Here is a 14,084-nt window from a genome sequence, read left to right on the forward strand (position 1 = left end):
GCGTGTCGACGGGCGCCCAAGTGCGCGCGGATGCAGGAGTGTTCTCGTCATGGCTGCTGCTTCGGTGCGTGAGGGAGGAAAGGCAGTGGAGGCGCGTGTACTCGGCCTGATCAGTGTCAGGGGATCGAACGGAAAGGGGATCTGCGGTGTGAAGAAGGCGACTGCGCTGTTCGGACTGCTGGTGACATCGCCGCGGTACCGCTGTACCACCGACGAGATCGCCGAGCACCTCTGGCCGGGCCAGGAGTGCCCGCGAGAACGGGTGTACAAGGTGGCCTCGTTGCTGAGGGGAGTGCTGGGGGATGAGGTCCTCCCCGATCTGAGATCAAGCGTCTGTGTGATGAACCTTCCGGAAGGAAGCGTCGATCTGCTCCGCTTCCGCGAAGGGGTGCGGAGGGCAGCGCACCTCAAGTGGCCGGAGAAATTCGCGCAGTTGTGCACGGCCCTGGCGGAGTGGCAGGACGACGAACCGCTGCGCGGGCTGCCCGAGGACACGTTCGGCAGACGCAGGGCCGAGCTGCGGGAGGAACTGATGGCCGCCGTCTGCGACCGGATGGAGGCCGCACTGCGGGCCGGCGAAGACACATGGCTTCGCATGGAAACGAAGAAATGGTATGAGCGCATGCCGGAACGGTCCCGGATCTTCGGGTTCTATCTGATCGCCCATGGACAGGCGATGGCGAGAGGGGTACTGGAGAGGCTGATCGAAAAATGGGAGGCGGACCACGGGAAGACGGAACAGGACCCGGAACTACAGGAAATCGTCGACGACCTGCGTGGTACCCCGCGGCGTTCACGCGGTACATCTCTTCGTCGTGTCCCGGACCAGCTCCCCGCGGGAAAGCACCGTCCTTTCGGGCGTGACGGACTCATCGATGAACTCGCCGGGGTGGCCCGGACGCGGCAGGAGGCGGAAAGGCCGACGCTGATCGTGCTCAGCGGAATGGCCGGTGTCGGAAAGAGCCTGGTGGCGTACCGGCTCGGGGCGGTCCTGCGGGAGAGGTTCCCGGACGGCGCTCTCTACGCGAACCTCCGCGGGTTCGCGGGTGCCGACGTGCGGCCCGCCGAACCGGAACACGTCCTGGATGGGTTCCTGGCCGAGTTCCCGCCCTATGCGGGAGCGGAGGGAATCGAGGCGAAGAGCGCGGCGCTGCGTTCGGTCCTGGCGGACAAGTCGGTGCTCATCGTGCTGGACGACGCGGTGGACGTGGCCCAGGTGCGTCCGCTGCTGCCCGGGAACGGCACCAGCGCGGTGATCGTCACGAGCCGTAACACGCTCAGAGGTCTGGGTGCCGGACAGGACCCGTACTTCCGCAAGGTCGATCTCCTGGACGACGAGTCCGCCGCCGCCATCCTCCGGGAGAAGCTCCCGGAGGGCGACCCGAGAGGCCGTGAGCCACTCATCCGTGCCCTTGTCGAGCTGTGCGGCCGGCACCCGCTCGCTCTCACCGTGGTCGCCCGGCGCCTGGAGAACCGGTCGGTCCGGGGCACGAGCGACCTTGTGCGGGATCTCCGGGAGGAGAAAGAGAAGCTGGGCGTTCTGCACCTGCCCGAGGAGGAGTTGTCCGTCCGGATGGCGTTGGCCTGTTCCATCCGCGCGCTGTCGCCGGCCGCGCGTCGGCTGCTCTGGCAACTCGCCGTGCACCCCGGCCCGAGTGCCGGCTGGGACGCCGTGATGGACCTCGGTCCGGCCGGCGACGGAATGCGTCCCGACCATGCCCTGGAGGAACTGGTGGCGGCCAGTCTGGTGGAACTCCGGGCCGACCGCTACAGCCTGCACGACCTGGTGCGCGCCTTCGCGCGCTACGAGGTGGACCCCGAAGTCGGCGGTTCCTCGGAGGACTTCGAGGACACGACCGTACGGCGGGTGCTGGAACACCAGTTGCACAACGTCCACGCCTGTGACCGCCGGCTCCATGAGCAGCGAGCGCTTCCCGTGGGTGATCCCGCCGGGGTGAGAGTGTTCGAGCCGGTGGACCTCGAACAGGCGCTGGCCGTGCTGGACGTGGAGTACGACTCCGTCCAGCTCGGTGTCCAACTCGCCCACCAGAAAGGGTTGCAGCGCTACGTCTGGCTGCTGCCGATGGCTCACGTCACCTATCAATGGTCCCGCCGCCGCCTGGACGACGCGTTGCGCGGGCTGACGCTGGCGCGGGAGGTCGCGGAGAAGGAAGCCGAGCCCGCTCAGTGCGCCATGGTGCACCGGATGCTGGCCGGGACCTACTGGCGGCAGGAGCAGTTCGAGCGGGCGGCAGGCCATCTGTACCGGGCCGTCCGGCTGAGCAAGGAGGACGACACCGAGACCGGCAGACTGAGCCTGGCGCACTCCCTGCACACGCTCGCGCTCACGATGCGCAAACAGGGGAACGGAGCGGCGGCGGAGGAGCATCACCGTCAGGCTCTTGAGCTGTACCGGGCGTTGGGCGAGCGCAGCGGGGAAGCGGCGGCGCTGAACGGCATCGGTACCCTCCACCGGGACCGCGGGGAGTACGACGAAGGGCTCCGCGCGTGTGGTGAGGCGCTGCGCATCGCGGAGGGGACGACGGACCGGAGGTGCAGGGCGGACGTCCTGTACACACTCGCCCAGATCCACCTCTCCAGGTCGGAGGGGGAGGAGGCGCTCAGGCTGCTCCGGCAGGCCTGCGGAATTCTGTGTGACCTCGAACACTGGCACGACGAGGCCAAGCTCCTGTGGCTCTGTGCCGATGTCCTGGTGGCGGCCGGCCGCTCGTCCGAGGCCGTCGAGGCGCTGGAACGCGTCCTCGTGCTGCGCGAACTGATGGGCGGACACGGCACCCAGGAGGTGCGGGACCGTCTGGAAGAGCTGCGGTGAGAGCTCGCGTCTTGAGGGAACAGGCATACTCGGTCCCGGCGTGAGCGACGGTCGGCCGATCAGGGAGGTACCGCGGTGTCCGAGGACCCGTCCGGCGGCATACCGCGCGCGCGGCCGTCGTCCGTGCGGCCGGAGCCGGAGCCGGAGCCCGTGCCGTGCCGGGTCGTGGTGTGCCGGGACTGCTGCTGCGGTACGCCCAAGGTGACCGGCGTCGACCACGCGGCGCAGACCGCGCGGCTGCGGGCCGGGGTGCCGGTGCGGATCTCCGCGTGCCTGGACGTGTGCGATCAGGCCAATGTCGTGGTCGTGCAGCCGTCGGCCGCGGGCCGCGCGGCCGGTGCGCGGCCGGTCTGGCTGGGGCTGGTCAATGACGCGGAGGCCACGGAGGACATCGTCGGCTGGGTGCGGGCCGGTGGCCCGGGGGTGGCCCCGCTGCCGGACATCCTGGAGCTGTACGCGTTCGACCCGCCCGGCCGAGGAGTGGGCAAACGCCCCCCGGCCCGGCTCGACCGGCCCTAGGATGACGGCGGTTCGCCCGCGCGTTCAGCGGATGGACCGTGTGTACGACAACCGCATAGGGCGCGTGCCTGGGGGAAGCCGGTGGGATTCCGGCGCTGACCTGCAACCGTGTGCGGCCGGTGGGCCGCGAGTCGGGACACCCGGGGCGCGCCGTGAACCGCTTCTCCCTGTCATGGTCTGCAGCGCGAAGCCGAGAGTCTCGCCCGAGGCGGCGGCGGTGTCCGCTCCGCCCGCTCGGCGACGGGGCTGCGGGCCGCCCACACCAGGAAGGCTCCCGCCGTGCGACACACCTCCGGCACCTCACGCGCCTCGCTCACCTCCCGTATCCGCATACGCCGTACGCTCATCGCCTCCGTCGCCCTCGGCGTGGCCCTGGCCGGCGCGCCGGCCACCGCCCAGGCCCACGGCGCACCGGACACGCACGCCGCGCACGGCACGAACGCCCCGGTCAGGGTGACGCTGACCGTGCAGGGCCCCGACGGGCCGCTGTTCCACGGCAAGGTCCGGACCCGCGGCCACGACGTCACCACGGCGACGGGCGGCACGCACAGATGCGACGGGACGAACGGGGGCGCCCACCCCTCCGCCGTGCCGACGCCCACCGCCGCCCTCGACGACGCCGCCCGCAAGCGGCACTTCGGCTGGGACGGCGCCTGGTACGCGTCGTTCGACGACTACTCGGTCGACAGCATCAAGAACGTCAGCGGCGGCGGCTCGGCGTACTGGAACATCTCCGTCAACGGCACGCCCACCCCGGTGGGCGGCTGCCAGTTCGAGCTGAACGCCGGGGACACGGTGGCGTTCACCTGGACGGCCTTCTGACGGCCGCCCGTCGCCCGGCGGCCGGGGGAGCGCCGCTCCTCCGGCCGGTCCGGAGCCCCGGCGGGGGTCCGCTTCGGCGGGAATCCGGTACGGCACCACCCGTGGCACTGGATTTACTAGGACGTCCAACTATATTCTGGGGACGTAGGCCCGCGGTGCAGGGAAGCCGGTGTGATTCCGGCACGGTCCCGCCACTGTGACCGGGGAGTACGCCGTCGAGCAGGACGCCACTGACGAGCTGGATGTCGGGAAGGCGGACGGCGCGCGCTGATCCGGGAGTCAGGATACCGGCCGCGGGATGTTCCGTGTGGTCCACGAGGATGGAGCTGACACGCATGGCACCGGTGCGTTTCCACGATCCCGGCGAGCTGCGCCGCGGGGGCTCCCCGCATTCCGCCACCGGCCTCAACCGTCCCGGCCCGACGCTCTGACGGCCCGGCGTCCTCAGCGTTCCGCGCCGACCACCCCCGCGCACGCCCGCGTACATGAGCGGCCCGTGCGCCGGTCGCGCGCGCCGTCCTGGATCACCCTCACCTGACGAGAGCAGGCACCCATGATCCGTCCGCACCACCCCGCCGGCGTACGGGAACTGACCCACTTCATCGGCGGCGAGAACGTCCCGGGCACCTCGGGGGCCCAGGGCGACGTGTACGACCCCAACACCGGAGAGGTCCAGGCCCGGGTACCGCTGGCGGACCGGGCCGAGACCGAGGCGGCGGTCACCGTCGCCGCCGAGGCCCAGCGCGCCTGGGGCGAGTGGAACCCGCAGCGCCGCGCCCGGGTCATGCTGCGCTTCCTCCAACTCGTCGAGCAGGAGAAGGACGACCTGGCCCGGCTGCTCTCCGCCGAGCACGGCAAGACCGTCGCCGACGCCCACGGCGACATCCAGCGCGGCCTTGAGGTCGTCGAGTTCGCCGCCGGGATCCCGCACCTGCTCAAGGGCGAGTTCACCGACAACGCGGGCACCGGCATCGATGTGCACTCACTGCGCTCGCCGCTCGGTGTGGTCGCCGGCATCACCCCGTTCAACTTCCCCGCCATGATCCCGCTCTGGAAGGCCGCACCCGCCCTGGCCTGCGGAAACGCCTATGTCCTCAAGCCGTCCGAGCGGGCGCCCTCGGTGCCGCTGCGGCTCGCCGAGCTCTTCCTGGAGGCGGGCCTGCCGCCGGGCGTCCTCAATGTCGTCAACGGCGCCCGGGAAGCCGTCGACACCCTGCTGGAGGATCCCCGCGTCGCCGCCCTCGGCTTCGTCGGCTCCACCCCGGTCGCCGCGCACGTCTACGCGACCGCCGCCGCCCACGGCAAGCGCGCCCAGTGCTTCGGCGGCGCCAAGAACCACCTGATCGTGATGCCGGACGCCGACCTCGACCAGGCCGTGGAGGCGCTGGTCGGCGCCGGGTACGGCTCGGCGGGCGAGCGCTGCATGGCCATCTCGGTCGCCGTGCCGGTCGGCGAGGAGACCGCCGATGCCCTGGTCGCCCGGCTCAAGGAGCGCATCGGCACGCTGCGCATCGGCCGCAGCGACGACCCGGAGGCCGACTTCGGCCCGCTGGTCGCCCGTGACGCGGTGGAGCGCGTACGGTCCTACGTCGACCTCGGGGTGGAGGAGGGCGCCGAACTCGTCGTGGACGGACGCGACTTCGTGCTCCCCGGGCACGAGAACGGCTTCTTCGCCGGGGCCTCCCTCTTCGACCGGGTCACCCCCGACATGCGCATCCACCAGGAGGAGATCTTCGGTCCCGTCCTGTCCGTGGTCCGCGCGGCCGACTACGAGGAGGCGCTGCGCCTGCCCAGCGAGCACGCCTTCGGCAACGGCGTGGCGATCTTCACCCGGGACGGAGACACCGCCCGCGACTTCACCCGGCGGGTGAACACCGGCATGGTCGGGGTCAACGTGCCCATCCCGGTCCCGGTCGCCTACCACACCTTCGGCGGCTGGAAGCGCTCCGGCTTCGGCGACCTGGGCCAGCACGGACCGGACGCCGTCCGCTTCCACACCCGTACCAAGACCGTCACGTCCCGCTGGCCCGCCGGGCTGCGCGAGGGCGCGAGCTTCACCATCCCCACGATGGGCTGAGCGACCATGACCCACACCCTGCTCACCGAGGACCAGCAGGCCCTCGTGGAGACCACCCTCGACTTCGCCCAGGACCACCTGGCACCGCACGCCCTGGACTGGGACCGCGACAAGCACTTCCCGGTCGACGTCCTGCGCAAGGCGGCCGGGCTCGGCCTCGGCGGCGTCTACGTCCGCGAGGAGTCCGGCGGCTCCGGCCTCGGCCGGGCCGACGGCGTCCTCGTCTTCGAGACCCTCGCCTCCGGCTGCCCCGCCATCGCCGGATACCTCTCCATCCACAACATGGTCGCCTGGATGATCGACCGCTACGGCGACCCGGCCCAGCGCGAGCGGTGGCTGCCCCGGCTGTGCGCCATGGACGACCTGGCCAGCTACTGCCTGACCGAACCCGGCGCGGGCTCCGACGCGGCGGCCCTCACCAGCCGGGCCGTCCGCGACGGCGGCGCCTATGTGCTCAGCGGCGTCAAACAGTTCATCTCCGGCGCGGGCGCCTCCCAGCTGTACGTCGTGATGGCCCGCACCGGCGGCACCGGAGCGGACGGCGTCTCCGCCTTCGTCGTCGACAAGGACGACGCCGGGGTGGGCTTCGGCCCCGACGAACGCAAGATGGGCTGGAACGCCCAGCCCACCCGCCAGGTGATCCTGGACGGCGTACGGCTGCCCGCCGACCGGCTGCTGGGCCGCGAGGGCGACGGCTTCCGCATCGCCATGAACGGCCTGAACGGCGGCCGGCTCGGCATCGCCGCCTGCTCGCTCGGCGGCGCCCGCAGCGCCCTGGACCGCAGCCTCGCCCACCTCGCCGACCGGGAGGCGTTCGGGCAGCGGCTGCTCGACGCGCAGGCGCTGCGCTTCCGGCTGGCCGACATGGCGACCGAACTCGCCGCCGCCCGCGCCCTGGTGCAGCAGGCCGCCCGCGCCCTGGACGCCGGCGACCCGCAGGCGCCGTACCTGTGCGCGATGGCCAAGCGGTTCGCCACCGACACCGGGTACACGGTCGCCGACCGCGCGCTCCAACTGCACGGCGGCTACGGCTACCTCAGCGAGTACGGCATCGAGAAGATCGTCCGTGACCTGCGCGTCCACCAGATCCTGGAAGGAACCAACGAGATCATGCGCGTCATCGTGGCCCGCGGCCTGACGGAGGCGTTCCGGTGACCGGCACCGAGGACCCCGTCCTCCTGCGCACCGACGGGCGGGCCGCCCACATCGTCCTCAACCGGCCCCGGGCCCTCAACGCCCTCACCCACGAGATGGTCCGCCGCATCGACGCGGCCCTGACCGCCTGGGAGCACGACCCGGCGGTGGCCACCGTCGTCATCAGCGGCGCGGGCGAGCGCGGCCTGTGCGCGGGCGGCGACATCCGGGCCATCCACGACGACGCCAAGACCGGCGACGGCACCGCGGCGGCCGCGTTCTGGCGCGACGAGTACCGCCTCGACGCCCGGATCGCCCGCTACCCCAAGCCGTACGTCGCCGTCATGGACGGCATCGTGATGGGCGGCGGCGTCGGCGTCTCCGCCCACGGCAGCGTCCGCGTCGTCACCGAACGCGCGCGCGTCGCCATGCCCGAGACCGGCATCGGCTTCGTCCCCGATGTCGGCGGCACCTATCTGCTCGGCCTCGCCCCCGGCGAACTGGGCACCCATCTGGCGCTGACCGGCGCGCAGATCGGCGCCGGGGACGCCCTGCTGTGCGGGCTCGCCGACCACCATGTGCCCGCCGCCGCGCTCGGCGCCTTCACCGCCGACCTCGCCGGGCTGTCCGTGCACGACGCGCTCGCCCGGCATGTGCGGCAGCCGCCGCCGGGCGACCTCGCCGGGCAGCGGGAGTGGATCGACACCTGCTACGCGGCCGACACCGTGGAGGAGATCCTGGACCGCCTCCTCGGCCGCGGCGAGGCCGCCGCGAAGGAGGCGGCCGAGACCCTGCTCAGCAAGTCGCCCACCGCGCTGAAGGTCACCCTCGCCGCGCTGCGCCGCGCCCGGCGCCTGGGCCCGCTGGAGGCGGTCCTCGACCAGGAGTACCGCGTCTCCTGCGCCGCGCTCGCCGCCCCCGACTTGGTCGAGGGCGTCCGCGCCCAGGTCATCGACAAGGACCGCAGGCCCCGCTGGTCGCCCGGCACCCTCGCCGAGGTCACCGCGGCCGACGTGGACCGCTTCTTCGCCCCGCTCGGCGACCGCGAACTGGGGCTCGCCGGATCCGACAGCACCGTGGAGGTGGCCTGGTGAGCCTGACCGTCGCGTTCGTCGGACTCGGGCACATGGGCGCGCCCATGGCCGCCAACCTGGTCAAAGCCGGGTACCGGGTACGGGGCCACGACCTGGTGCCCGAGGCCCTGGAGAGCGCCGTACGCGCGGGCGTCGAGCCCGCCGCCGACGCCGCTTCGGCGGTCGCGGACGCCGACGTCGTCGTCTCCATGCTGCCCGCCGGACGGCACGTCCTCGGCCTGTACGGCACCGTTCTGGCGGCGGCCCGGCCCGGCACCCTCTTCGTCGACTGCTCCACCATCGACGTCGCCGACGCCCGTACGGCCCACGAGCGGGCCGCCACCGCCGGGATGCGGTCGCTGGACGCCCCCGTCTCCGGCGGGGTGGTCGGCGCCGAGGCCGCCACGCTCACCTTCATGGCGGGCGGCGGCGAGGCGGAGTTCACCGAGGCCCGGCCGCTGCTGGAGGCCATGGGCAGGAAGGCCGTCCACTGCGGCGGCGCGGGAGCCGGGCAGGCGGCCAAGATCTGCAACAACATGATCCTCGGCGTCTCCATGATCGCCGTCAGCGAGGCGTTCGTGCTCGGCGAGCGCCTGGGCCTGTCCCACCAGGCCCTCTACGACGTGGCGTCCACGGCGTCCGGGCAGTGCTGGGCGCTCAGCGTCAACTGCCCGGTCCCCGGGCCGGTCCCGGGCAGCCCCGCCAACCGCGACTACCGGCCGGGCTTCGCCGCCTCCCTCATGGCCAAGGACCTCGGACTCGCCGCGCGGGCCGCCCGCGACAGCGGGGTGGACTCCGAACTGGGCCTCGCGGCGGCCCGGTTGTACGAGGAGTACGCCGAACGCGTCGGCGCCACCGAGGACTTCTCCGGCATCGTCCGCACCATCCGGGACCGCGGCACCCGGCAAGAACAAGAAGGAGAGGGGGAGAAGCGATGAGCACGCGGAACGGCGCCGGGCTTCCCGCGTACGAGACGATCCTCGTCGAACGCAAGGGGCGCACCGCCCTGCTCACCCTGAACCGGCCCGAGGCCCTCAACGCCCTGAATCTGACGGTCATGCGCGAGGTGGTGGCCGCGACCGAGGCGCTGGACCGGGACCCGGAGTGCGGCTGCGTCGTCATCACCGGCTCGGCGAAGGCGTTCGCGGCGGGCGCCGACATCAAGGAGATGCGGCCCCAGGGGTATCTGGACATGTACCTCAGCGACTGGTTCGCGGCCTGGGACCGGCTCGGGCAGCTGCGCACCCCGACGGTGGCCGCCGTCGCGGGCTACGCCCTGGGCGGCGGCTGCGAGCTGGCCATGCTCTGCGACATCCTGCTCGCCGCCGACACCGCCGTCTTCGGGCAGCCCGAGATCAAGCTCGGGGTGATCCCCGGCATCGGCGGCTCCCAGCGGCTGACCCGCGCGGTCGGCAAGGCCAAGGCCATGGAGCTGTGCCTGACCGGGCGCACCATGGACGCGGCGGAGGCCGAGCGGGCCGGGCTGGTCTCCCGGGTGGTGCCCGCCGACGATCTGCTCGGCGAGGCGCTGGCCGTCGCCGAGACCGTCGCGGGCATGTCGCTGCCGGTGGCGATGATGGCGAAGGAGGCCGTCGGACGGGCCTTCGAGACGACGCTCGCCGAAGGCGTCCGCTTCGAACGGCGGCTCTTCCACGCGGTGTTCGCGACCGAGGACCAGAAGGAGGGCATGGGCGCCTTCGTCGACCGCAGAGCGCCCGAGTTCCGCCACCGCTGAGCGGCGGCCCGCGTGCCGCCGCGCCCGGTCCGCCCTGCTGGGAGGGGAGATCATGTTCGGGGATCACCTCCCGGAGGCGGTCTTGGCCGGGGCGGCGGCACGCGGTACCGTCTGTTCGATATCGACGACGGCGAGACGGAAGCCGGTGGGAAACCGGCACGGTCGCGCCACTGTGTGCGACGGCTCCCCGGAGCCGCTCGCGAGTCAGACCCGTGGCCGTCGTCCAGCGCACCACCGAGATGGGACGCGAACTCCCAGAGGAGGCCCCTGCCATGGCGCAGCATGTCGCCCAGCCGACCGCCGACGCACCTGTCCTGCCCGCGAAGCTGCCGCTGAAGGCGATAGCTCCCTGGGCGGTCTTCTTCGGCATCCTGATGCTGATCCTGCTCTACTTCGTCGGCGCCGAGCAGGGCGCCACCTCCGTGTTCAGCGGCACGGACGTCCACGAGTGGGTGCACGACGCCCGCCACCTGCTCGGCTTCCCCTGCCACTGACGCGAGGGGCGCCGCACACTCATGAACTCCGCAACTGTGCGAAACCTCCTGGTCCGCGGCATGCTCGCGGGCCTGGCGGCGGGCGTGCTCGCCCTCGTCGTCGCCTATCTCCTCGGTGAGCCCGGTGTCGACAAGGCCATCGCCTTCGAGGACGCCCACCCCCACGAGCACGAGATGGAGGTCGTCTCCCGCTCGCTCCAGTCCACGGCGGGCCTGGCCACCGGCGTCCTCGTCTACGGGGTGGCCTTCGGCGGCATCGCCGCGCTCGCCTTCTGCTTCGCGCTGGGCCGGGTGGGCCGCTTCGGTCCCCGGGCGACCGCGCTGCTGCTGTCGGGCTGCGCCCTGCTCGCCGTGTACGTCGTGCCGTTCCTGAAGTACCCGGCCAACCCGCCGTCGGTCGGCGACCCCGACACCATCGGCAAGCGGACCGCGCTGTACTTCCTGATGATGGTCCTCAGCGTGCTCCTCGCGGTCGCCGCGACGCTGCTCGGCAAGCGCCTGGCGCCCACCCTGGGCACCTGGTGGGCGGCCGTGGCCGCCGTCGCCGCCTTCGCCGTGGTGATCGGCCTGGCCTATGCCTTCCTGCCGGTCGTCAACGAGGTCCCGAAGGACTTCCCGGCCGATCTGCTGTGGCGGTTCCGGCTCTCCGCCCTGGCCATCCAGTCCGTGCTGTGGGGCGGCTTCGGCCTGCTCTTCGGCGAGCTGGCCCAGCGGCTGCTGGCCCCCGCTCCGGCCGGGACCGGCGCCGGGCGGGCGGTTCCGGCCGCGCGCTGACGCTTTTCCGGACACAAGAGGGCCCTTCGGAACCACCGGGGGCCCTCTGCCGTTCTCCGGGACACCGATCCGCACGGCACACGGCCCCGGCCCGGCACCGGGCCCGGCCTGGCCCCGGCCCGGCACCGCCGCCCGCCGACCGTGTGCGGAGGACCCCCAGCCAGGAGCGGAGGAGCCGAGTGGCCAGAGCCCCCCGGCCGCGTCACATCACACTCGGCGGACGCGCGGCGGTCGCCCTGACCGTGGAGGAGTACGAGCAACTGATCGCCAGCCGACGGCAGATCGGCGGCCAGAGCGCCCGGGTGCGGGTGCTCGCCCAGCGGGCCAGGCAGGCCGAACAGCTGCTGGACGACCTGGAGGCGCTGATCGCCGCGCACCGGGCCGGCTGCTCCCGGCACGCGCACCCGGCCCCGGCGGACCGGCCCGAGGACGGGACCACCCCGGGAGCCCCTTCGGAAGACGTCCCCAGCCGCTGCCTGTGCGGCGACGTCGAGTCCCTGCTGCGCACCCACCGGGACACGGTGTCCTGAACGGCCCGGGGCACGCTACGGCGCGGCGGGCGCGGTCAGCGGCCGGCCCAGCCGCAGGTTCCAGCGCCCCGCCCGGCCGCTGACCTCGGTCACCGTCAGCGGGGCCACGTCCAGCCGCCAGAAGACGGCCGCGTCCAGCCCCAGCGCCGCGACGACCGCCGCCCGCACCACCTCCGGCTCGACCACGGCGACGCTGCGCCCCTCGGCCCCGGCCACCGCCGCGAGCCACCCCGCGACCCGGCCGCACAGGTCCGCCACGGACTCACCGCCGTGCGGGGCGCTCGCGGGGTCGCCGAGCCAGCGGGCCAGCGCCTCCGGCTCGGCGGCGCCCACCTCGTCCAGCGCGAGGCCCCGCCAGCGGCCCACGTCCAGGCCCGCGGGCGCCGGTGACCGCACGCCGTCCAGGCCCAGCGCGTCGGCGGTCTCCCGGCACCGCGCGCCGGGGGAGACGAGGACGCGCGCGGCGACGGGCAGCGACCCGGCCGCCGACCGCGCCGCCGCGGCGCCGCCCTCCTCCAGCGGGCCGCCGTCGTCGAAGCGGGCCTGCCGCACGGACGCGTTCATGGCGGGGGAGACGAGCAGGACCCGGCTGGTCACGCGGTCACTCCTGGGGTGCGGCCCACGGGCCGCGGGCGGGGTCGGACGTACGGGACTCGACCGGGTAGGGCACGTACGTGCGCCGGTCGGGGTCGATGGCCAGCCGGCCGCCCGCCGGGGGCCGGGCCCGCTGCGCGCAGTCGCGGCGCTCGCAGATCCGGCAGCCCAGGCCGATGGGCGTGGCGGCCCGCGGATCGTCCAGGGCGATGCCCTCGGCGTAGACGAGCCGGTGGGCGTGGCGCAGCTCGCAGCCGAGCGCGACGGCGAACTCGGCGCGCGGGGCGTGGTGCCCGGAGCCGCCGCGGGTGATGGTCCGCGCCACCCAGAAGTACCGCTTGCCGTCGGGCATCTCCGCGACCTGGGTCAGTATCCGGCCGGGCGCGGAGAACGCCTCGTACACCGTCCACAGCGGGCAGGTGCCGCCGAGCCGGGAGAAGTGGAAGTCGGTCGCGGACTGCCGTTTGGAGATGTTGCCGGCCCGGTCGACGCGCAGGAAGGAGAACGGCACACCGCGCCGCCCGGTGCGCTGGAGGGTGCTCAGCCGGTGGCAGACCGTCTCGAAGCCAACGCCGAAGCGGGCGGACAGCAGCTCGATGTCGTAGCGGGTCTCCTCGGCGGCCCGGTGGAAGGCGGTGTACGGCATCAGCAGGGCACCGGCGAAGTAGTTGGCCAGGCCGATGCGGGCGAGCGCCGCCGACTCCGCCGGGGCGGTGCCCAGGGCGCCCTCGGCGAGGCGGTCCAGCAGCGGCCCGTGGCCGAGGAGCGCGAGCTGCGTGGCGAGCTGGAAGGCGCGCTGCCCGTCGCTCAGCCAGGGGGAGAGGAACAGCAGCCCGGTCTCCGGGTCGTAGCGCCGGGCGTCCACCGAGCGGCCCGCGGCGGCGGCCCGCACCACGCGCACGCCGTGCCGCTCGGCCAGCCGGACGGCGAGCGGGTCGGCGGCCCGGCCCGGCCGCAGGCCGAGCGCGGCCGCGAGCCGCTCGGCCTCGGTGTCCAGCGGCTCGAAGTGGTTGTGGTGGGCGTAGAAGAAGTCCCGTACCTCGTCGTGCGGTTCGCCGGGCGGCAGCAGGTCCTCCGGGCCGCCGCCGGGCGCGGCCAGGGCGGCGGCCTGCTCGGCGGCGTCGCGGTAGCGGCGGTGCAGGGCGACCAGGGCGCGGGCCACCTCCGGATGGTCGCGGGCGGCCTCGGCGCACTCCTCGGGCGCGGGCAGCGGCACCCCGCACGCCTCGTCGGCGAGCGCGGCCCGCAGCTCGGCGGCGAGCCGGTCCTCGGCGGCCTCGGAGAAGAACTCCGCGTCGACCCCGAAGACCTCCGCGATGCGCAGCAGCACCGGCGCCGTCAGCGGGCGCGTGCTCTGTTCGAGCTGGTTGGCGTAGCTGGTGGACAGGCCCAGCGCGCGGGCCATGTCGACCTGGTTCATCCCGTGCTCGCGGCGCAGCCGGCGCAGTTTGGCATGGGCGTAGATCTTCCGGGCGGCCGGTCCCCTGGCCATGCGCGCA

13 protein-coding genes and 2 riboswitches are annotated in these 14,084 nt (G+C 73.4%); of the genes, 11 read left to right on the plus strand and 2 right to left on the minus strand.

All coding sequences use genetic code 11. The features are described 5' to 3' along the window. The first annotated feature begins 49 nt into the window (after positions 1–49). The 11 genes from A8713_RS24675 (at position 50) to A8713_RS24725 (ending at position 11,991) form a co-directional block, all read left to right on the plus strand. The gene (locus A8713_RS24675) at positions 50–2,833 is read left to right on the plus strand and encodes an AfsR/SARP family transcriptional regulator (RefSeq protein ID WP_079159120.1); all 2,784 of its coding nucleotides are present in this window, start codon (positions 50–52) and stop codon (positions 2,831–2,833) included. Positions 2,834–2,956: 123 nt separating this feature from the next. Then, on the plus strand, positions 2,957–3,352 hold the full coding sequence (locus tag A8713_RS24680; RefSeq protein ID WP_173860994.1) for a hypothetical protein: 396 nt from the start codon (positions 2,957–2,959) through the stop codon (positions 3,350–3,352). Positions 3,353–3,423: 71 nt separating this feature from the next. Then, positions 3,424–3,494: riboswitch (cobalamin riboswitch) on the plus strand. 137 nt (positions 3,495–3,631) lie between these two features. Beyond that, positions 3,632–4,174: a DUF4430 domain-containing protein gene (locus A8713_RS24685; protein ID WP_064535750.1), complete on the plus strand. Its 543-nt coding sequence runs from the start codon at positions 3,632–3,634 to the stop codon at positions 4,172–4,174. A 136-nt stretch (positions 4,175–4,310) separates the two neighbouring features. Then, positions 4,311–4,484, plus strand: a riboswitch (cobalamin riboswitch). Between the two features lie 243 nt (positions 4,485–4,727). Then, positions 4,728–6,251, plus strand: coding sequence for a CoA-acylating methylmalonate-semialdehyde dehydrogenase (locus A8713_RS24690; protein WP_064535751.1), 1,524 nt, complete (start codon positions 4,728–4,730; stop codon positions 6,249–6,251). Between the two features lie 6 nt (positions 6,252–6,257). Beyond that, on the plus strand, positions 6,258–7,406 hold the full coding sequence (locus A8713_RS24695; protein WP_064535752.1) for an acyl-CoA dehydrogenase family protein: 1,149 nt from the start codon (positions 6,258–6,260) through the stop codon (positions 7,404–7,406). Continuing rightward, positions 7,403–8,479 (plus strand): enoyl-CoA hydratase/isomerase family protein, encoded by a 1,077-nt coding sequence (locus tag A8713_RS24700; protein ID WP_064535753.1) that lies wholly within the window; start codon positions 7,403–7,405, stop codon positions 8,477–8,479. Before A8713_RS24695 ends, A8713_RS24700 begins: the two co-directional genes overlap by 4 nt. After that, on the plus strand, positions 8,476–9,396 hold the full coding sequence (gene mmsB, locus A8713_RS24705; RefSeq protein WP_064535754.1) for a 3-hydroxyisobutyrate dehydrogenase: 921 nt from the start codon (positions 8,476–8,478) through the stop codon (positions 9,394–9,396). Before A8713_RS24700 ends, mmsB begins: the two co-directional genes overlap by 4 nt. Next, complete coding sequence (locus tag A8713_RS24710; protein ID WP_064535755.1) at positions 9,393–10,193, plus strand: enoyl-CoA hydratase; 801 nt, start codon at positions 9,393–9,395, stop codon at positions 10,191–10,193. The genes mmsB and A8713_RS24710 overlap by 4 nt, the downstream gene beginning before the upstream one ends. 272 nt (positions 10,194–10,465) lie before the next feature. After that, positions 10,466–10,687 carry a CbtB domain-containing protein gene (locus tag A8713_RS24715; protein ID WP_018564517.1) on the plus strand — a complete coding sequence of 74 codons (222 nt, stop codon included), beginning with the start codon at positions 10,466–10,468 and terminating at the stop codon, positions 10,685–10,687. A 21-nt stretch (positions 10,688–10,708) separates the two neighbouring features. Continuing rightward, positions 10,709–11,461, plus strand: a complete 753-nt coding sequence (locus tag A8713_RS24720) for a CbtA family protein (RefSeq protein ID WP_064535756.1) — start codon at positions 10,709–10,711, stop codon at positions 11,459–11,461. Positions 11,462–11,640: 179 nt separating this feature from the next. Then, a complete protein-coding gene (locus A8713_RS24725) occupies positions 11,641–11,991 on the plus strand; it encodes a hypothetical protein (RefSeq protein ID WP_064535757.1) in 351 nt (116 codons plus the stop codon). Positions 11,992–12,006: 15 nt separating this feature from the next. On the opposite strand, the gene A8713_RS24730 is transcribed toward A8713_RS24725, so the two are convergent. Together A8713_RS24730 and A8713_RS24735 are read right to left on the minus strand one after the other, a co-directional pair. Then, the gene (locus A8713_RS24730; RefSeq protein WP_064535758.1) at positions 12,007–12,588 is read right to left on the minus strand and encodes a histidine phosphatase family protein; all 582 of its coding nucleotides are present in this window, start codon (positions 12,586–12,588) and stop codon (positions 12,007–12,009) included. 4 nt (positions 12,589–12,592) lie between these two features. Next, positions 12,593–14,077, minus strand: coding sequence for a short-chain fatty acyl-CoA regulator family protein (locus tag A8713_RS24735; protein ID WP_064535759.1), 1,485 nt, complete (start codon positions 14,075–14,077; stop codon positions 12,593–12,595). Positions 14,078–14,084: the final 7 nt, after the last annotated feature.

Origin of the sequence: Streptomyces sp. SAT1 (assembly GCF_001654495.1) — a bacterium.
Classification (GTDB): domain Bacteria; phylum Actinomycetota; class Actinomycetes; order Streptomycetales; family Streptomycetaceae; genus Streptomyces; species Streptomyces andamanensis.